This window comes from Mucilaginibacter ginkgonis, assembly GCF_009754905.2.
GTDB classification, from domain to species: Bacteria; Bacteroidota; Bacteroidia; order Sphingobacteriales; family Sphingobacteriaceae; genus Mucilaginibacter; species Mucilaginibacter ginkgonis.
In genome coordinates this window covers 499,392-519,984 of the sequence record NZ_CP066775.1, presented here as the reverse complement: position 1 = coordinate 519,984, position 20,593 = coordinate 499,392, and the positions used below count along the sequence as shown (strand labels likewise).

The following is a 20,593-nucleotide window of genomic DNA, read 5'->3' as shown; positions in this document are numbered from 1 at the left end:
ACTTTAAGATATCAGATGAAGAGAGTACTGGCAATGTTGGCATTTTTATTTTGCGCAAGCGCACTTTATGCGCAGCAAGATGTCCAGCAAAGTCAGTATATGTTTAACGGCATATATATTAACCCTGCCTATGCAGGTTATAAAGAAAACCTTAATCTGCATGCATATTACCGTAATCAGTGGACAGGTATTGTGGGCGCGCCTGTGAGCATGTCTCTGGCGGTTGATGATATAGTGAATGATGGTAAGGTAGGTCTGGCTTTCCAGATAGCATCAGACAAATTGGGTGCACAGCGCAGCTTGTCTGCCTATGGTAACTACGCTTATCGTTTACGGCTTAACAGCACGGGGTCTTCGCGCCTGGCATTAGGTTTTGGTTTAGGTATTGTTCAAGTCGGTGTAGATGGGTCTCAAATTGTAACTACCAATCCCGAAACTAATCTGCCACTCGGTACCGTGAATAAGATCTTACCTGATGGCCGCGTCGGCGCTTATTTTTCTAACGATAAATATTACGCCGGGATCTCTGCAGACAACCTGATATCTCAGTATGTTAACGTGAAAAATACGAGCGGTTTCTTAGCTCAGCCAAAACCACATTATTATGTAACCGCGGGCATGCTTGCCCCTATCAGCAAGGACATATTTTTGAAACCGAGCTTCTTGCTTAAAGACGATCGCGGAGGCCCAACCAGTTTGGATCTTAACTTATTCTTATTACTGGGACAAAAATTATGGTTAGGCGGTTCTTACCGTACCGGTGTAAACATTTATAATAAAAGCTATTTGCAGAACGACCTTACGCCGCTTAACTCTGTCGTAGCAGCTATCGAAGTTTTCCCTGTTGATAACATCCGCATTGGTTATGGGTATGACTTTTCAATTGGGCCGTTAGCGGGGTACAGCGGCGGTACCCACGAGATATCAATTGGGTTCTATATCAAGAATTACAAAAGCCGAATGTTAACCCCACGTTTCTTTTAATATTGTATAACCTAATATCGCACCACGAGGCATAAGCATATACATGAAAAAAGTTTTAACAGCAATTAGCCTGTCCATTTGTCTCTTAATTTCAAGTTTAGGTGCTAAAGCGCAATCCTATTCATTAAAAATGGCTAATGATCAGTACAATCTCTACAATTATTCAAAAGCGGTAGAGATGTATTTAAAGATCTATAAAAAAGACCCAACACTCTTTGTTGCCGAGCATATTGCAAGCTGCTATTTGCTGATGCGTGATTTTAAAAATGCAGAGACGTGGTACGCAGTTGTTGTGGGCATGCCTGAAAGCAAGACCGAAAATACTTATACCTATGCGGAAATGCTCAAGGCTAATTCTAAATATGCGGAAGCAAGGCAGCAATATATTCAGTACTATGCAATGAGTTTGCCTATTGATAGCGTAAAACTTCGCTTCTTTACCGCGTCTTGTGATTCTGCAATAAAATGGATCAACGACCCTACAGGTACCGACGTTAACAATGAGCAATTTCTAAACAGCGCAAAATCTGACTGGGGTGCCATTAAGTATAACAACTCGGTAGTATTTACTTCAGACAGACCTAATACACAAAAAGAAAGGGCTGTAACTAAAACAGAGCACGGTGTAGAGATCAACGACCGTGTATACGGTTGGACAGGTAACGATTACTTGAGCCTTTACGAATCTAATTCGGCAGCTACAAGTGTTGCTTCTATGGTTAAGCATTTTAATTTCGATGCAGGAACTGATTACCACGTAGGCGCACCATCATTTACTGCAGACGGTAGCCAAATGTTTTTTACGCTTACCCGCATCCCTAAAAACATCAGCAAAGAGAAAGGCGCTATAAAAACCATCAACCTCGAGATCTACTCGAGCACTAAACGAGGCAATGCCTGGAGCAAACCTGTGCCCTTCAACTTAAATAACGTTCAGAAATATTCGGTAGGCGATCCGTTCATAAGTCCGGACGGTAAAACGTTATATTTCGTTTCAAACATGCCCGGAGGTATCGGCGGTACCGACATTTACTCGGTAACTAAAAACACCGATGGCGTATGGTCAAACCTTAAAAATCTAAAAAAGATCAACACTGCTGGTAATGAGCGTACGCCTTACATCTTAGATAAGATGATGTATTTTTCATCAGATGGCGGTGTCGGCATGGGTGGATTAGATATCTACAGATCTGCTATTGTCGACGAAGATTTGACTACGCCCGTAAACCTGGCGTATCCTACCAATTCTCCGCAAGATGACTTTGCATATAACCGATATGCCAACAATACCGGTTACTTTTCATCAAACCGTACAGGCGGAGTAGGTAGTGATGATATTTACAGCTATAAGGAAAAAGCTGTAGCACGTATCAAACTTGAAGGTTACGTTTACAATAAAAAAACCATTCTTCCGGTTCCGGATGCTACGGTTACGCTGACTCAGTCTAACGGCTCTCCCAAAGTTGTCACTACGGATGACAACGGTCATTTCTCTTACAACGTTCAGACCGGCAATACATATTCTCTGCGTGGCGAACGCAGCGGCTTTTTGAGTGACAATGCAAGCGTTTCAACCATTGGCGTAACGCCTCCAAAGACCTTAAGAAAAAATCTTTATATCGACAGAATCGAACTAAATAAGGCCATTCGCATCGAGAATATTTATTATGATTTGGACAAGTCCGACATCCGTCCTGAGGCAGCCGTTGAATTGAATAAGATCATCAAGATTATGCAAGACAACCCTACGTTGGTGATCGAGATCGGTTCACATACGGACAGCCGCGCGGACGACGATTATAATATGGCGCTGTCCCGCAGACGTTCGCACGCCGTGGTTGACTACATGGTTACTACAGGTGACATTGATCCGGAGCGAATTATCGCTCACGGTTATGGCGAAACGCGCTTATTAAATAAATGTGCAAACGGAGTTAAATGCAGTGAAGCGGAACATCAGCTTAACCGCCGCACAGAGTTCACTATTCTTAAATATTGATAACCAACCTAAAACTATACATTGAAGGGCAGCGTGCAAACGCCGCCCTTTTTTTGTGCTGTTATATTTAATGTGTTACTTTAGTCACAACCAATTATAAGATCTTCGTTTCCATGCTTAAATTTTTAAAAGCAGGTGCCATTGCATTAGCACTACTAAATTCAACTGCAGGCTTTTCACAAACTGCCATTAATAAATTACCTGATTGGGCATTTGGCGGCTTTGAAAGGGTAAAAGGTGTAAACCCAATTATCTCTCCGGACACAACCAGCCTTTTCCTCGACCCAATGAGCAAAAAGCAGGTGCAGTGGGAGGCGAATGATACCTTTAACGCGGCAGCGACAATTAAAAATGGCAAGATCGTAGTATTGTATCGCGCCGAAGATCTTTACGGCATTGGTATCGGTTTCCGCACTTCGCGTTTGGGATATGCAGAAAGTAGCGATGGCATATCTTTTAAACGGAATAGAACACCTGTTCTTTACCCGGCCAATGATGTGGGTAAACCCTATGAATGGCCTGGAGGGTGCGAAGACCCGCGCGTTGCTGTCACTCCTACTGGCACCTATGTGGTTTTCTACACCGAATGGAACCGTGATGTGCCACGCTTAGGCGTGGCTACAAGTCGCGACCTGTTACACTGGACTAAAAACGGCCCCATATTTCGCAAGGCCTACAACGGCAAATTTTTTAACATTGCCTCTAAATCTGCTTCTATCTTGACCAAAGTTGTTAACGGTAAACAGGTAATCATCAAAAGCCATGGCAAATATTGGTTGTATTGGGGCGAATTGCATGTCTACGCCGCCACCTCGACAGACTTAGTGAACTGGGCGCCTGTTGTTGATAGCAAAGGCGACTTAAAAGAATTGATGTCGCCGCGATTAGGTTACTTTGACAGCGACCTTACAGAATGCGGCCCACCGGCTTTGATGACCGATAAAGGCATTATCCTGTTTTATAACGGCAAAAATAAAGCGGCCGAAGGCCGCGACACACGATTCACTGCCAATTCTTATTGTGCAGGTCAGGCATTATTCAGTGCTAAAGAACCGTCAAAATTTATCAGGCGGTTGGATGTTCCTTTCCTTCGACCGATGGCAGCCTTTGAAAAAAGCGGCCAATACATTAACGGAACGGTGTTTATAGAAGGCATGGCCTACTTTAAAAGCAAGTGGTTTCTTTATTACGGTTGCGCGGATTCGCGCGTTGCAGTAGCTGTTTATGACCCGGCCCATCCGGCAAAACCAGATCCGTTGCCGTAGAATGGGAAAATAACGACCTGCGCATAGTTGATCACAATCGAAACGGGCATCAAACTTCAGGTTTTATTATCAACTAAAAATCATCCATTTACGTCTGCCTTATTTTGTATTAATGTATTTATAGTTATAACTTTAATGCAACCTAAAAACTATTATGAGGCATGCTTGCTTGATTATCACGTATACATCTGCCGTGCAAACCATGCGTGTTATCAAGAAACTTGATAACGGTAAGTTCGATTTTTATATTCATCTCGATAAGAAGATCGACATGGATACTCATCGCAGTCTTTTCGACCATCCTAACGTTTATTTTATAAAAAACCGTATCAAGGTCAATTGGGCTGGCTTTACCATTGTGCAGGCAACATTTAATGGTATCAAAGAAATTGTGGCTTCCGGCCGTGAATACGATTTCATTAATTTATTAAGCGGCCAGGACTATCCTGTTAAGTCTGCAGATTATATTAGCGACTTTTTAGATGAACACAAGGGCCAGCAACTCATTAATGTTTGGAATTTTGCACAATGGGAAGAGGCGCTCGCGCGCATTAACCGTTTCCATTTAACGGATAAAATTTTTAAAGGCAAATACTTCCTCGAGAGGATGCTTAATTGGGTTGCCGGAAAACGCCCAACGCCAAAAGGACTTACTTTTTATGGTAACAACTCTACATTTTGGACATTGAGCCCCGATGCTGCAAAATATGTGGTCGACAAGGTAGAGAGCGATCAAAAGCTCTACAATTTTTTCAGATATACGTGGGGCAGCGACGAATTCGTTTTTCAAACCATGCTGATGAATTCTCATTTTAAAGACGATGTTGTTGGTAAAAATTTCAGGTACACGGACTGGTCTGCAGGTGGGGCACATCCCAAGTTGCTCAAGACAGAAGATTTTGAAATGATCGATGCCTCTGATGCGATTTTCGCACGCAAGTTCAATATAGCTGTAGACGAGAATGTTTTAGATTTGATAGACGAGTCTAACAAAATACCTCATGGCGTACATCATTGAACTTGATCAGCACGCAGATAGACGCGGAGTGCTTACTGCCATAGATAATGTACTCCCATTCGATATCAAACGTATATATTATATCCAGGATGTTGGCGATGCTGAAAATAGAGGCGGCCACCGGCATTTCGAATCTATAGAGGCTGTGGTTTGCCTCAACGGATCGCTAATTGCGCATGTTGTAAGCCCAAAAGAAGATAAGGAATACCAACTCAGCGGTTCTTACCAATGCCTAGTCTTACTTCCCGGAGACTGGCATGAGTTCTACTCGTTTTCTCCAAACGCGATATTAATCGGCTTATCGTCCACTAACTACGATAAAACTGATTACGCCACAGAACCGCTAACAGCAATGGCTGAATAATGAGTCAGCCCGCCGATTTGGTTTATGATATCGCATTTATAGGCAGCGGTATTGCATGTACAGCAACGCTTACGGCTATTATTGAACAACTCGAAAAGGCTGAGAAAAAAACGGCGCCCCTAAAAGTTATTGTAATAGAGAAATATCCGGAGTGGTGGAAAGGCATACCATATGGGAACCGTTCTTCCGTTAATGCGCTCACGATAACAACCTTGCATGATTTCTTCACCGATATTACCGAACGTGACAAATTTCTGAACCGGTTTATACCTCAAAAAGATAAGTTGATTGCTTCTTATCTCAAAACAGGCGGCACTATTGCCGGCACATGGTTAAAGTCAAATAAGAATGCTATTGAGCAAGGCGATTGGAATAATGTTTACTTTCCCCGCTCTATCATTGGCCAATATTTGGCCAAAACGTTTAAGGCCTTAAAGGAACAAGCCCGGTCTAAAAATTTGATAAAGATAGATACGCTAACCGGCGAAGCAGTCGCTGTCGACTCCCAGGAAAACTATAAATCTGTCATAATAGCGATAGAAGCACATGTCGCCCAAATCCGTGCTCGTAAAATCGTATTAGCAATCGGTTCGGCGCCGCAACGCACATTAACTACAGCGTTTAAGCAACAGGATGAGGCGCTATATTTAAATAACATACACGGGCAAGATCTAGAAATGACTTGTGAAGCGATTAAGAAAGCACTGAAAAAAAATCTTACTGCACAACGCAACATCTTCATTGCGGGTGCAAATGCAAGCGCTATTGAATTACTTTATCTGTTGAACGATGATAAGGAGTTAAGTGACTTGGTCAACAATATAACCATGTTATCCTACGGCGGATCTTTACCAAAAGGGATCACATACACCACTCATGCACATCGCCTCACAGAAAACCTGGAGAAACTCGGGCTAAAGAAAACTTACAGTCTTGCAGAACTTGTAGAAGCTGCTAAGAAAGATATTTTAAAAGTGATTGACGGCGACGTCTCTGTTCCCGATGTAGACCAAATAATGGCTAAGACCATAGCATTGTTGACACCCCTGGATATACAATCGAAGAAATTATTCTACGCTGTACATGGCGTACAATTGGCGCGAATTTTCCGCAGGTCCGGTACAGATTATAAAAACGCTGCTAACAACCTTGTAACAAAAAATAAATTGACGGTTTTAAAGGGTAGTCTTCAAAATATCAGTTACAATTCAGATGGCTCAACAAGCATATTCTACGAAGTGGAAGACGGGGTGCAATGCCTTACCGATCATTTTGCTGTGGTTGTTAATTGTACCGGTGCTGATGATCTTGAAAAGACTACATCAAAACTTATCCAAAATCTGATTAACAAAAACGGCCTTAAAATAAATCAATCACGCAAAGCATTTGAGGTAGACAGTCATCTGCAAGCAGCTGAGGGTATCTATGTGATCGGTCCTTTGGCCGGTGGCAATTACAACGAGTTGTTATACTTCTGGCATCTGGAAAATGCATCCAGAATAATTTATTTATCAAAACACCTTGCCAAAGAGTTGGTTAACTGAATGTTATAGTTTACCGCTACTTGTACTTCAAACTGCACCTAAGCAATACAACATTTAGTCGGGCGGGCGTATACTGTAACACACTGGTTACATAGCCGCCAATGAAAAGACTTTGTATTTGCATTTTACTGTTGCTTTTTTCGGCGGCTACGTTTGCGCAAAATTGCATACAATCGGTAGCTGTAAATGCAAGTTCTAACACTTTATGTGCAGGCAGCTCTGTTACCATAACTGCGGTACCCTCGGGCGGTTCCGGTACATACAGTTATCAATGGAATACAGGTGAGGTTACATCAACTATAACTGTTACAACTCCGGGTACTTATACTGTAACTGTAACAGACGGCAACGCTGCCTGCGGTCCGGCAAGCAATTCAGTTACCATCACTAATCCATCTTTTCTGCGTGTTAGCGACGTCTTTATCTGTGGGAACTCGGCAGCAACCTTAACCGCCAGCGGTGCCGATAGCTACCAGTGGTATGACACGCCTGGAGGCAATCTTTTAAGTACACAAGCGAGTTTTACTACGCCGGTGCTGAATGCAAGCACCATATACTATGTGGTTGGCACCAAAGCCGGATGCCAGACCAGCCCCATTGCCGTAAGGGCGAATGTTACTGCCCTTCCGGACGCTCCAACGGCGCCAAGTGTTTCAATTTGCGCCGGTTCAGCAGCAACACTTTCGGCATCATCCTCTACCGGGATCGTTTTTGATTGGTATACTACACCCACCGGCGGTACATCACTTATTACCAGTTCAGACTTCACAACGCCTGCGTTAACCGCAACAACTACCTATTACGTACAAACATACAATGGTAGCTGCCCAGGGCCGCGAACCGCAGTAACCGTTACTGTCAACCCTGTACCGGCTAAACCTCAGGCAACGGGCCAAACGGTTTGCTATAACTCTTCGGCTACACTAAGCGCCACAGCGACATCAGGTATTATAAAATGGTTCGACAGTACGTTTGGAAACACGCCCTTAGCAACGGGCGCTAGTTTCCAAACACCTGCTCTTACCGCTTCTACAACTTTTTATGTTGAGGCAATGGATGACCAAACAGGCTGTGCAAGCGCGCGCGTATCGGTTATTGTGACGGTTATGCCACAGGTGCCGCATCCAACCGCTCCGGGTACTATAGTTTGTACAGGCAATGCGGCAACACTTACTGCAACGTCTATCCAAAACGGTGCTACATTTCAATGGTACGATGCAGCGAGCGGGGGCACGCTGTTGTCGTCTGCACCCACCTTCATTACTCCGCCACTATCGGCAGAAACAACCTATTATGTGCAAAGCACCTATCAGGGATGCGTGAGTTTGCGTACGCCGGTGACCGTGAGCGTGGTTACACAGCCCGCTACACCAACCGTTACAGGAACAGCTGCGGTATGCGCGGGCAATCCCGCATCAATAACTGCTTCGGGGGCTGCGTCATACCAATGGTATGATGCAGCGACGGGAGGGAATTTATTGTATACCGGAACAACGTTCGTAACACCTGCTTTATCAACTTCGACAAGTTTCTACGTACAGGCAGTAAATGGACAGTGTGCCAGCGTCAGAGTTAAATTTGATGTGACAGTAACTCCTTCCCCTGCCACACCTGTAGTAAGCGGGCCAACAACCGCAGTTTGCCAAGGCACGGCAACTACCCTAACTGCCACAGCAAACGGCCCGGTTAGCTGGTACGACGCCGCCACCGGAGGCAATGTTGTTGCAACGGGCAATACTTTTGTAACACCCGCTCTGCAAGCTACAACAACGTACTATGCCGAAACAGATAATAGCTCATGTAATAGTGCGCGCACGCCGTTTACAATTACGGTGACACCAATCCCCGACCCAGTTTTTACTTATTCATCAGGAACCATCTGTCAAACTGCAGGCGGGACACGGACACCAATTATCGCTAGTGGTGTTACAGGGCCGTTTACGTTTACTGCTACACCGGCTGGTCTAAACATAAATCCATCCACAGGGGTAATAACTGTTGCAACAAGTTTGCCCCTCAAATACACCATAACATTAACAAGCGCCAGCAACAGTTGTATCAATGCATCTGTAAGCTTACAGATTTCTCCCGGCGGCGGGCAGGCAAACTTTAGCTATGGGCAGGCAAATTATTGTCAATACGGCGCCAATCCAACACCAAGTTTTCCGCCGGGCTCGTATGCAGGAGCATTTTCTTCAGCGCCCGCTGGTTTAGTATTCGTAGATAACACCGACGGCCAAATAGACCTAACCGCAAGCAAACCCGGCACCTACACCATTACAAACAGGTTGCTTTGCGCTGGAACATCGGCGACGGCTACCGTTACGATATTGCCGCGGCCTGCGATAAATGCCGGCCCGGACCAGTACCTTGCAAGCGGAACGCCCGCCCAACTAGCAGGAACAGCGGAAAGTACGTCATCTATTGTGAGATGGTCTGGCGGAACAGGCACATTCTCTAACCCAAATATCCTTAATCCGGTTTATACGCCATCGCCGGGCGAAAGTACCGCAACACTAACGTTAACAACAGTAGTACCGGCAAGCGACCTATGTGGTGCCCAAAGCGATCAGGTGGTGCTGACTTTTGCGCCGTTAGCCCCTCCTACTGCAGATGGCGTTACCGTTTGTGCAGGGTCTGTAGCCACAGTAACCGCAACGGCGCCGGGTGGCAGTTACCAATGGTTTGCAACCGCTACTGGTGGTACCCCGTTATCGGGCAACAATCCATTTACGGTCAGTCCGACTGTTACAACCACTTATTACGTGCAAACAACCTTTAACGGCGTTACCAGCGCGCGCACTCCTGTAACAGTAACGGTAACGCCGGCACCAAATGTTACGGTAACGGGTAATGTTATTTGTTTCGACAACAAAGCAACGCTGACAGCTACCGCGGATGTTCCCGGCGGCACATTCCAATGGTTCGATGCAAACAACGTATTACTGTTTACCGGCCCAACGTACACTACCACTTTCCTACAACAGAACACAACCTATTATGTACAATATGTTTCGCTGCCGTGCTCGTCTCCATTAACGCCTGTAAATGTTACCGTAAATCCTTTACCGACGATCACCAGTCCGCTTACTGCAGAAACATGCTCGGCAACAGCGTTGAATTATCACATTACATCGGCGACTACAGGGGTTGCCTATACCTGGAGCAGGGATGCTGTAACAGGCATAGACAATGCTGCAGCAACAGGGCAGACAGCAGATATTACAGAAACGCTAGTAAATTCCACCAATAATCCTATAAACGTTGTTTACACAATTGTTGCCAGTTCTAACAGTTGTTCTTCCAATCCGTTTAAACTGGTGGTTACAGTTAACCCTGCACTTAAATTTACAAGCAGCGCTACACAAGAAATATGCAACGGCACATCAACAAATTATCAGATCCAACTCAACTTTACGCCAACCTCTATCAGTTGGAGCAGGGCGGCGGTAGCGGGCATTCGCAATCCGGCCATATCCGGTCAAACATCGCCCACCATACATGAGATCCTGTACAATACTACTACAGCTCCGGTCACCGTAAATTATATCTATACCGCTCAATCAAGCGGCTGTGCATCTTCAACTTTCAACCTCGCGGTTATTGTGGACCCCGCAGTAAGGGTAAACAGCCCGGCTGCAGAGACCGTATGCAGCGGTACGGCGCTCAACTATAAAATTACGTCGGCCACTCCGGGTACAACGTTTAATTGGACACGCGGCGGGGCTAATGGGATCACCAATGATAACGTGAGCATTACCAACGCTAACACCATTACAGAAACGCTGATCAACACCACGCCCGACCCAATTAAAGTTACCTACCTGATAACACCTGTGTACAACGGATGCCCGGGCGTAGTGTACGCTTATGTTGTAACAGTCAATCCAACACCACCTTTACCTGTCATTACCGCTCCCGACAGAGTGTGCACCGGCGGGACGCTTACTTTGAACGGCCCTGCAGTTGCCGGCGCAATCTACGCTTGGACAGGGCCAAACAATTTCACATCGGCTTTGCAAAGCCCGTCGATTAATAATTTGACTATTGCAAATGCCGGTGACTATAAATTGACCTTGACTTTAAACGGTTGTGTGGGCCCTACTGCAACTAAAACTATAGGCGTTGATGTGCAACCGGTTGCAGCAGCGGGGCCCGATCAAACAGTATGTGTTGGCCACTTTATACAACTACATGGTACTATAACGGGTGGGATATCTACCGGGATTTGGACCACAACAGGTACAGGTACCTTTGGCCCATCTAATACAGATCTCAATGCCATCTACATGCCATCGGCAGACGACGCCACCAAACCAAACCTGGTGTTTACGTTAACGGCATCTGCTTTAGGGAGCTGCACCATTGCAACGTCTAACACGACAGTTACCCTCGTCCCCGCCCCTACCGTAAATGCCGGAGGCAATCAAAATATCTGCGATCAAAACACCGTTATAAATTTAACAGCCAAAACCGCAAATGCCAAAACTTATCTTTGGACCACTACCGGAACCGGCAAATTCATTACAGCGGCTAATCAGCCAAATGCAACTTATTTAATAAGTACCGACGACTTAAAAAAAGGGTCTGTAAGTTTCATGATCGCGGCTACAAATGATTACTGTACATCATATGACACTAAAACGGTTACATTTTTGCCACCGCCAGTGGTGTCGGCAGGGAAAAAGCTTACATATGTTTTGCGTGGAACAGCGGTAACATTAGAGCCTACTGTTAATGAAAGCAATGTTACCTACTTGTGGTCGCCGGGAACATACTTAAACGATGTAACCGCTAAAAACCCCATTTTTACAGCTATCGCTGATCAAACTTTTACGCTAACAGTAACAGATACATTGGGATGCGTATCAAGCGCGGAGACCAGTTACATTGTTTTAGACCCTATTGTTACTTACAACACCTTTACGCCAAATGGTGATGGTGTCAATGATTTCTGGAATATTCCTGCCCTAAATAGTTACCCCGGTGCAAAAGTCGACATATATAACAGGTACGGTCGGCAAGTCTTTCATTCTATTGGTTACGGCACACCCTGGGATGGCACCTTTGAAGGCGCACCTGTGCCAACAGGGGTATATTATTATGTGATCACAACTAAGTTTAGCTCGCAGGTATATTCAGGTTATGTAACTGTGCTTCGATAATTTAGGCGATTATATTGTATATCGATTTGCAAGCTATACCTTGCAGAAAATACAATAAGCTTTGAACAGCAACATTTCGCGCCTTTACCAGATAGCCAATAAAGATAATAGGACCATCATCGGGCTCATGTCGGGCACTTCATTTGACGGGCTGGACATTGCGTTATGCCATATTAAAGGAAGCGGAAAAGACACGGTTGTAGAGGTACTTAATTTTATCACGAAAGACTACGACATCTCATTTAAGGAAGACCTGAAATCTGTATTTGCAAAAAAGACGGCAGATTTGGAACTTGTAGTGTTATTGAATGAGTTTATAGGTTCATACCACGCAGATTTAATTTTGCAGTGCCTGGACGAATGGAATGTTGACCCACAGGATGTTGACGCGATAGCGAGTCACGGGCAAACGATATTTCATGCGCCAAAACGTTTGCACGGGCAGCAAAAATTTGGCAACGGGACCTTACAAATTGGCGATGGCGATCATATAGCGGTTAAAACGGGAATAATCACGCTTAGCGATTTCCGTCAGAAACATATCGCCGCAGGCGGCGAAGGTGCACCACTGGCTTTGTATGGCGACTACCTGATGTTTTCCTCTAAGGGGGAAAACCGAGTTATGCTTAACATTGGCGGAATAGCCAATTTTACTTATTTGCCTGCCGATGATTCTGAGGGATGTTTTTCTACCGACGTAGGGCCCGGCAACACGCTGATGGACCAGTTTGTACAACAACAATATCCCGGCAACTATTATGATAAAAATGGCGAAATAGCTGCTCAAGGCAACGTGAACGAAAAATTGCTGTCAGCTTTATTAGCCGATCCATTCTTTACTCAGCCTGTACCTAAAACGACCGGGCCCGAACTGTTTAGCCTTAACTATTTACAAAACGCAATTTCAGTTGCAGGGTGTGAACGTTTAAGCAACGTTGACGTAATGGCGACGCTTGCCGAGTTCACCGCGCAAGGTATTATTATGCCGATTGAACAGATAAGCGGAGTCAAGGATTTTCAGATCTATATCAGCGGCGGTGGTATGTACAATCCTATTGTAACCGGCTATATAGGATCGCATTTTAAACAGACACTTAAATCGACTGCCGACTTGGGTATACACCCTGACGCAAAAGAAGCCGTACTGTTTGCTGTGCTGGCTAACGAAACTTTAGCCGGTGGTAATACAGATTTTTCTGCCAGCGGAGCGCCATCTGTAAGCATGGGAAAAATAAGTTTCCCATCTTAATTAAAACAGAAATCTGTTTTTTGCCTTAATACTATCGCTCATAATGGGCATTACATTTTTATGCCCATCCTTGAAACTAAAAAACATATAGCCATTCTGGGTGGCGGTCCCAGCGGTATGTTCGCTTACAAGCGATTTGTCGAATCGGGAGAGAAAGATTTGGTAATTACCATCTTTGAAAAAAGCGACCGCCTGGGCGCCGGTATGCCTTACAGCCTTAAGGGCGCCAGTGATGAGCACATCACCAACGTATCTGATAATGAGATTCCGGAAATTGTAACCTCTATACAAGATTGGGTTAAAACCGCGCCCAAAGAACTGCTTAACCGTTTTAATATTTGCCCGGATAATTTTAACGAGTACAAGGTACTGCCCCGCCTGTTTTTTGGCGAATACCTTACTGCGCAATTTGATTTGTTAAAAGTCATGGCCGAAAAAGCAGGTATAGAGACTAATATTTTAATGGGCAATCCGGTCGAAGATGTTATTGATCTGCCGTTAGAAAATAAGGTGCGCATTGTAAGCAACAATAAGACAGCCGATTTTGATGTCGTGATCATTAGCACGGGGCACAACTGGCCTGTGAAACACGAGGGAAAGGTTTCCGGATATTTCGAATCTCCTTATCCACCGGCTAAGCTTGACTTGAAAGCCAACTGCCCTATCGCCATTAAAGGATCATCCCTTACGGCAGTAGATGCCGTTCGCACGCTTGCTCATAATAATGGCAACTTTGTACGTGAGAATGGCAAATTGCGATACATAGTTGATAAGGAAAGTACAGGTTTTAAAATGGTCATGCATTCGCGAAGCGGCCTTTTGCCCGCGGTGCGTTTCCATCTGGCTGATACACATTTACAAAACGATTCTTTACTTAGTACTGAGCAGATAGAAGAGCACATCGTAAATAATAATGGCTTCCTATCGCTCGATTACATTTTCGAAAAAGATTTTAAGGAACCGATAAAAGAAAAAGACGCCAAGTTTTATAAAAAAATAAAAGACCTGCGCGTCGAAGAATTTGTAAACAAAATGCTGGATATGCGCAAAGGGCAAGAGGCTTTTGAACTTTTAAGAGCAGAGTATGATGAGGCTGCCGAATCTATTAAAAAACGAAAATCTATCTATTGGAAGGAAATGCTGGGTGTACTTAGTTTCGCCATGAATTATCCGGCAAAGCATCTATCCGCAGAAGATATGCAGCGTCTGCAAAAAGTATTGCTGCCATTAATTTCCATTGTTATCGCGTATATGCCGCAAAGCTCGTCCGAGCAGTTTTTGGCTTTACATGACGCGGGCGTATTAGACATTGTAGCAGTGGGTGAAGACAGCCGTGTAAGGCCCCGAAAGAAAGGTGGCGCTGTTTATCAATTTAAGGATGCGGCAGGTAACAAACATGCGGATGCCTATAAACTATTTGTCAATTGTGTTGGTCAGCCACATCTGCCTTACAAAAAGTTTCCGTTCAAAAGCTTGCGTAAAGATAGAACGGTTGTACCTGCAAGGTTAAAATTCCGGGATAAGAAATTGGGTAAAGCCGCTATGAAAGCAGATGATCGTTGTGTTGTTAAAAATAAAGCCGGCGATTATTTTTTAAAAGTAAGTGGTATTGCAATAAATGATAACTTTCAGGTGGTAAATGCTACAGGCGGCGGTAACCCGCGTGTATACCTAATGGCGGTTCCGTATATGGCCGGCTATAATCCCGACTATTCGGGACTTGATTTTTGTGAAGAAGCGTCTAAACGGTTGGTTAATACCATCCTGAATATTTAAGCTATGGAAAATTTGCCACAGTTAAAACTATTTATGGTGCTGCTTGGATCAAAAGCGCCCGAGCGTAACGTAGAGCAGCATGATTATTTTTTTGGCATCGCCGCATGTCTGAAGGACCTGGTAGAAGATTTTAAGGCCTTCTGGCCCGAATCGGGCAACAGCTTGCATATTGACGGCTGGCGCGAGGTTACTTATGTTGACGGCCATTCTGTAGAAATTGCGCCCAAAAGCGACACACCTATTACGGCCGGAAAGCGCCTGTTTTTTATCAACCTGGGCGGCTATACTTCGGGCAAACTAGAAGAACAGCATTATATTATGCTTACCGTTCAGGATGACAGGATACCTGCTGTAAAAGATGCCTTGAAAACTGCTTTCTATAAAACAAATTCGGTTAAAGGGGCTCATTCACACATCGACGAAAAATATGGTGTAGACGTAGATGACGTTTACCGCATCGAAGACATTTTAAGTCCGAAGTTTAAACAAGAGTTTGACATCATCCTTCGCGAAACTGAAGATGGTGTCGAAGACATAATTCATCTTGGCTACTTTAAAATGAAGCAGGTAGAAATGGGCGAATGTTAGCCTGGTCGCTTTCTAAATAATTATCCTTTCCGTTACTCTGTAAAACATTTCTTACAGAGGCATATTTATTTTCTTTCTTCATTTGTGCGTTAGTATTTGTACTCTCCTTAGCTTATACTTGCATAAACCACCTAAATATTTTCTTTACTACTAAAACTTCAATTCTATGAACATAGCAATGCTTGGTTCGGGGTTTATTGCGCGTTTCTATGCCGACGCTTTAGCAGGCCAGCGCAGAAGAGATAAACTCACTATGGTGTATTCGCGCAGTGCAGACCGTGCGCAGATATTCGCAAATGATTACAACGTTACCCATCATACCGACAATTTGGAAGAAGCCGTTAACCATCCCGATGTTGATGTTGTAGTGATCGCTTTATCGAACGAGTTGCATTTGCCCGCTGTTGAGGCATGTGCTAAAGCCGGCAAGCATGTGCTATGTACCAAGCCTCTTGGCCGCAGCGGCGAGGAAGCTAAAAGGATGCTGCAGCTGGTAGAAGAAGCCGGTGTTATGGGCGGTTACCTGGAAGACTTGTGTTACACACCTAAATTTTTAAAATCGCTGCAAACCGTGCAAAGTGGTGGTTTAGGCCGCATCCTTTGGGCAAAATCGCGCGAAGCGCACCCCGGCCCTCACAGCGATTGGTTTTGGGATAAAAATAAATCAGGCGGCGGCGCCATTGTCGACCTGGGCTGCCATTGTATAGAGATAGCCCGCAATTTTATTGGTAAGAATATAAAACCGGTAGAAGTAATGTGCTGGGCAGCAACACAAGTACACCCAATTGATGCCGAAGATAACGCCATAGGTATGGTGAAGTACGCTAACGGCGCCATAGGCCAGTTTGAAGTAAGCTGGTGCTTTAGGGGCGGTATGGACCTGCGCGACGAGGTTATGGGTACTGAAGGCACTATTTGGGTGAACAACTTTCTGCGTACGGGTTTTGATGTTTTTAGCACCGGCAAAGGTGGGTATGTTGCAGAAAAGGCCGAAACCAATAAGGGTTGGCTATTCCCTGTAGGTGACGAGGTACACGAGTTAGGGTACAACCACATGTTTACAGAGATGTTCGATTGTATAGAAAACGGCTCGCAGCCGCAGGAAACTTTTTACGACGGCTATGTAGTGAATGCCATTATCGACGCCGCTTACAAGTCGGCAAAATCCGGTATTTGGGAACCTGTGCAACTGGATGACTGGCGCGGCGATACAGATACGACAGACAAAGCCGAGGCAGCAAGCTATGATGATCAGTATTATCTGATCAAAGAAGAAGTACTGCCGAATGGCGAAAAGAAGATCATCTTAAAGGATAAAAAAACAGGCGAAGTAGTTAGAAGGGATATATGAAGATCGTAGAATTTAACACTGTTGAAGAACTGAACGAAGCAGGACTGAACGTCTTGCGGAAACAGATCGAAACAAAAAAAGATTCTTTGCTGTGCCTGGCAACAGGTAGCTCATCCACCGGCATTTATCAGAAATTAGCAGGCAAGACAGATGATATTGATTCGTCTCAATTAAAAGTGATAAAGCTTGATGAATGGGCAGGTATGCCTATGGCTCATCCTGCCTCATGCGAATACTATTTACGGGAGAACGTTCTGACGCCGCTGCAGATCTCTGAAGAGCGATACATCGGCTTTGACAGCCAGGCGGCAGATGGCCCGGCAGAATGCAAACGCATAGCTGATTTCTTGCAAAGCAATGGCCCGATAGATGTTTGTTTTTTAGGCCTTGGCCTCAATGGCCACGTGGCTTTTAATGAGCCGGCAGAAACGCTAGATCCAGCCGTGCGGTTATCCAAACTTTCAAATGAATCGCTAAATCATAGTTCTTTGGTTGATGTGCCGGTGACCTTATCGCACGGGTACACACTCGGCCTGGCTGACATATTAAGATCAAAAACCATTATTCTGGTGGTGCATGGTGCCAGTAAAAAAGAAATTATGGAGCGCCTCAGAATCGCAGAGATCAGCACGAATTTGCCTGCGTCTTTTCTTTACCTGCACAACAATGCTTACTGCTATTACTGCGAAAAATAATTTATGACAGACGTAAACATCATAACCGGGAAAGGAACTGCCGGACATACTTATGATGCCATTGTGGTGGGATCGGGCATTAGCGGCGGCTGGTCTGCAAAAGAGCTTTGCGAGCGCGGTTTAAAAACACTGGTGTTAGAGCGTGGCCGTAATGTGGAGCACTTAAAAGATTATCCAACTGCAACCATGGCGCCCTGGGAGTTTGCGCATCGCACTACAGAACCGCAAAAAGTGCGCGACGACAACCCTGTCATCAGCAAGTGTTACGCCTTTGGCGAAGATGCGCAACACTTCTTCGTAAAAGATGCAGAACATCCTTATGTACAAGAAAAACCCTTCGACTGGATACGCGGCTATCAGGTAGGCGGCAAGTCTATCACCTGGGGGCGCGCCTGCCAGCGTTGGAGCGATTATGAATTTACAGCACCCCAGCGTTATAGCTACGCTGTAGACTGGCCGATAAGATATGCCGACATTGCGCCGTGGTATTCGCACGTAGAGAAATTTGCAGGCATTAGCGGCGGCAAGGATGGCTTGGATATGATACCCGACGGTGAATATCTTAAACCATACGAATACAGCCGACTGGAGGCCGAGATACAGCGTAAAATAAGTGAGCACTACCCCGACCGTCACATGGTGCGCGGCCGGTGGGCCCAATTGACAGATCCACAGCCAATCCATTTGGCGCAAGGGCGCGGCAAATGCCAGGCCCGTGATATGTGTACCAGGGGCTGTCCGTTCGGTGGTTATTTTAGCTCGATATCTGCCACGCTACCCTGGGCTAAGAGGACGGGCAATTTAACCATCCGTCCACATTCGGTGGTACATTCTATCATTTACGATGAAAGTAAACAAAGGGCAACTGGCGTAAGGGTCATCGACGCGTTGACGCATGAGTCGCGGGACTATTATGCTAAAGTGATCTTCCTGAACAGTGCATGTCTCAATACTAATCTTATACTGCTTAACTCAAAATCAAACAGGTTTGAAAATGGCTTGGGTAACGATAGCGGCGTGCTTGGAAAGTACATCGCGTTTCATAACTATCGCGCCAGCGTTGGCGGCACTTATGATGGCTTTAAAGACACCTACATTTATGGACGCAACCCGGTAAACCCTATCATTGCCAACTATCGCAACTTAAAAAAACAAGACACAGATTTCCTGGGCGGCTATCTCACCTTTGTTTGGGCTACCCGTCAAGCGCTTGAAAAAACGGAGGTGCCCGAGGGGCTTGGCGGCGATTATAAGGATGCGCTTGCAGAGCCGGGCCCATGGCGGGCAGGCATGTACATGCAAGGCGAAACCATCCCTAAAGAAAGTAACCATGTAAGGTTAAGCCCTGATAAAAAAGATCCATGGGGAATACCGCAATTGATAACTTCTGTTGCCTATGACGATAACGACGAAAAAATGGTTAAGGACTTTTTGACGCAAAGCGCCGAGATGCTGCGCGTAGCCGGGCTAAGGGATATTACCGCCCGCGACAGCAAACAGGCCCCGGGCCTGGATATCCATGAAATGGGCGGCTGCCGAATGGGCCATGACCCTAAAACTTCTATGCTGAACGCGCATAACCAGCTGCACCTTTGCAAAAACGTATTTGTAACAGATGGTGCCTGCATGACCAGCACCGGGAACCAAAGCCCCTCAATTTTATACATGGCATTTTCTGCAAGGGCAGCAAATTACGCGGCAGATCAATTAAAATCAGGCAACCTCTAATATATGGACCGGAGAAGTTTTATTAATAGTAGTGGCTTATTGGCATTGAGCCTGCCGGCAGCAAAACTGTTGGACCGGGTACCTGCCCGGATCAAAAACTATGGCATACAGCTATACATGGTGCGCGATGAAATGGAGAAGGACGCGCCGGGCACCCTGGCAAAACTGGGTAAAATGGGCTATACCGAAATTGAAAGCTACGGTGGCAACAAAGGCATCTTCTGGGGCATGCCTAACACCGATTTTAAGAAATTAGCTGCAGATAATGGCTTGACGCTGATATCCTCGCACTACAACGACAGCGACATGGCTTTTGAAAAGCAGGTGGCTTTGGCTGCACAGATCGGCATGAAGTATTTGATCTGCCCGTGGAAAGGCCCGCAAAAATCTATAGATGACTTCAAACGCATTGCGGATGAGTTTAATATAAAAGGCGAGATCTGTAAAAAGCACGGCTTGCGTTATGGCTATCATCCGCATGACTATCCTTACAAAAAAATAGACGGGCAATTGCCGATCGATGTTCTGCTCGAGAACACTGATAAGGACCTGGTGTACTACCAAATGGATTTCTATTACACAGTTACAGAAGGACAAAACCCCCAGCATTATCTTACAAAATATAAGGACCGCTTTACGCTTTGCCACATGCGCGATGTTTTGAAACATCGGTTACTGGCCGGCAGTAAAGATGAGTCTGCCTGTGATTTGGGGCAGGGAATCATCAATTACCCCCACCTTTTAAACATTGCCAGGAAAAACGGCATGGCTCATTTCTTTGTAGAGCAATCCAGGTACTTCCATGAAACACCCTTGCAAAGCGCAGCTATTAATGCCCGCTACATGAAAAATCTGCGCCTGGTTTAA

General features: G+C 45.2%; 14 protein-coding genes. All 14 read left to right on the top strand.

Annotated features, from left to right (window positions below; genetic code table 11):
- The first annotated feature begins 15 nt into the window (after nt 1-15).
- Nucleotides 16-984 (top strand): PorP/SprF family type IX secretion system membrane protein, encoded by a 969-nt coding sequence (locus tag GO620_RS02370; protein ID WP_157522447.1) that lies wholly within the window; start codon nt 16-18, stop codon nt 982-984.
- Between the two features lie 43 nt (nt 985-1,027).
- Nucleotides 1,028-2,983 carry an OmpA family protein gene (locus GO620_RS02365; RefSeq protein WP_157522450.1) on the top strand — a complete coding sequence of 652 codons (1,956 nt, stop codon included), beginning with the start codon at nt 1,028-1,030 and terminating at the stop codon, nt 2,981-2,983.
- Nucleotides 2,984-3,096: 113 nt separating this feature from the next.
- The gene (locus tag GO620_RS02360; protein ID WP_157522453.1) at nt 3,097-4,248 is read left to right on the top strand and encodes a glycoside hydrolase family 130 protein; all 1,152 of its coding nucleotides are present in this window, start codon (nt 3,097-3,099) and stop codon (nt 4,246-4,248) included.
- 154 nt (nt 4,249-4,402) lie between these two features.
- Nucleotides 4,403-5,266 carry a beta-1,6-N-acetylglucosaminyltransferase gene (locus GO620_RS02355; protein WP_157522456.1) on the top strand — a complete coding sequence of 288 codons (864 nt, stop codon included), beginning with the start codon at nt 4,403-4,405 and terminating at the stop codon, nt 5,264-5,266.
- Entirely contained in the window at nt 5,250-5,630 is a 381-nt protein-coding gene (locus tag GO620_RS02350; protein WP_157522459.1) for a sugar 3,4-ketoisomerase, read from the top strand. Before GO620_RS02355 ends, GO620_RS02350 begins: the two co-directional genes overlap by 17 nt.
- The gene (locus GO620_RS02345) at nt 5,630-7,174 is read left to right on the top strand and encodes an FAD/NAD(P)-binding protein (RefSeq protein WP_157522462.1); all 1,545 of its coding nucleotides are present in this window, start codon (nt 5,630-5,632) and stop codon (nt 7,172-7,174) included. The genes GO620_RS02350 and GO620_RS02345 overlap by 1 nt, the downstream gene beginning before the upstream one ends.
- Before the next feature lie 101 nt (nt 7,175-7,275).
- Nucleotides 7,276-12,339, top strand: a complete 5,064-nt coding sequence (locus GO620_RS02340) for an Ig-like domain-containing protein (protein WP_157522465.1) — start codon at nt 7,276-7,278, stop codon at nt 12,337-12,339.
- 61 nt (nt 12,340-12,400) lie between these two features.
- Entirely contained in the window at nt 12,401-13,588 is a 1,188-nt protein-coding gene (locus GO620_RS02335) for an anhydro-N-acetylmuramic acid kinase (protein WP_157522468.1), read from the top strand.
- A 60-nt stretch (nt 13,589-13,648) separates the two neighbouring features.
- Nucleotides 13,649-15,364, top strand: a complete 1,716-nt coding sequence (locus GO620_RS02330) for an FAD/NAD(P)-binding protein (protein WP_157522471.1) — start codon at nt 13,649-13,651, stop codon at nt 15,362-15,364.
- Between the two features lie 3 nt (nt 15,365-15,367).
- Nucleotides 15,368-15,952 (top strand): DUF1543 domain-containing protein, encoded by a 585-nt coding sequence (locus GO620_RS02325; RefSeq protein ID WP_157522474.1) that lies wholly within the window; start codon nt 15,368-15,370, stop codon nt 15,950-15,952.
- A 166-nt stretch (nt 15,953-16,118) separates the two neighbouring features.
- Nucleotides 16,119-17,303, top strand: coding sequence for a Gfo/Idh/MocA family protein (locus GO620_RS02320; RefSeq protein WP_157522477.1), 1,185 nt, complete (start codon nt 16,119-16,121; stop codon nt 17,301-17,303).
- The gene (locus GO620_RS02315; protein ID WP_157522480.1) at nt 17,300-17,998 is read left to right on the top strand and encodes a 6-phosphogluconolactonase; all 699 of its coding nucleotides are present in this window, start codon (nt 17,300-17,302) and stop codon (nt 17,996-17,998) included. The genes GO620_RS02320 and GO620_RS02315 overlap by 4 nt, the downstream gene beginning before the upstream one ends.
- Before the next feature lie 3 nt (nt 17,999-18,001).
- Entirely contained in the window at nt 18,002-19,726 is a 1,725-nt protein-coding gene (locus tag GO620_RS02310) for a GMC oxidoreductase (RefSeq protein WP_157522483.1), read from the top strand.
- A gap of 3 nt (nt 19,727-19,729) precedes the next feature.
- Nucleotides 19,730-20,593 (top strand): sugar phosphate isomerase/epimerase family protein, encoded by an 864-nt coding sequence (locus tag GO620_RS02305; protein WP_157522486.1) that lies wholly within the window; start codon nt 19,730-19,732, stop codon nt 20,591-20,593.

Coding starts and splice junctions, on each gene's coding strand:
- GO620_RS02370 (WP_157522447.1), top strand. CDS start 16: ATGAAGAGAGTACTGGCAATGTTGGCATTTTTATTTTGCGCAAGCGCA.
- GO620_RS02365 (WP_157522450.1), top strand. CDS start 1,028: ATGAAAAAAGTTTTAACAGCAATTAGCCTGTCCATTTGTCTCTTAATT.
- GO620_RS02360 (WP_157522453.1), top strand. CDS start 3,097: ATGCTTAAATTTTTAAAAGCAGGTGCCATTGCATTAGCACTACTAAAT.
- GO620_RS02355 (WP_157522456.1), top strand. CDS start 4,403: ATGAGGCATGCTTGCTTGATTATCACGTATACATCTGCCGTGCAAACC.
- GO620_RS02350 (WP_157522459.1), top strand. CDS start 5,250: ATGGCGTACATCATTGAACTTGATCAGCACGCAGATAGACGCGGAGTG.
- GO620_RS02345 (WP_157522462.1), top strand. CDS start 5,630: ATGAGTCAGCCCGCCGATTTGGTTTATGATATCGCATTTATAGGCAGC.
- GO620_RS02340 (WP_157522465.1), top strand. CDS start 7,276: ATGAAAAGACTTTGTATTTGCATTTTACTGTTGCTTTTTTCGGCGGCT.
- GO620_RS02330 (WP_157522471.1), top strand. CDS start 13,649: ATGCCCATCCTTGAAACTAAAAAACATATAGCCATTCTGGGTGGCGGT.
- GO620_RS02325 (WP_157522474.1), top strand. CDS start 15,368: ATGGAAAATTTGCCACAGTTAAAACTATTTATGGTGCTGCTTGGATCA.
- GO620_RS02320 (WP_157522477.1), top strand. CDS start 16,119: ATGAACATAGCAATGCTTGGTTCGGGGTTTATTGCGCGTTTCTATGCC.
- GO620_RS02315 (WP_157522480.1), top strand. CDS start 17,300: ATGAAGATCGTAGAATTTAACACTGTTGAAGAACTGAACGAAGCAGGA.
- GO620_RS02310 (WP_157522483.1), top strand. CDS start 18,002: ATGACAGACGTAAACATCATAACCGGGAAAGGAACTGCCGGACATACT.
- GO620_RS02305 (WP_157522486.1), top strand. CDS start 19,730: ATGGACCGGAGAAGTTTTATTAATAGTAGTGGCTTATTGGCATTGAGC.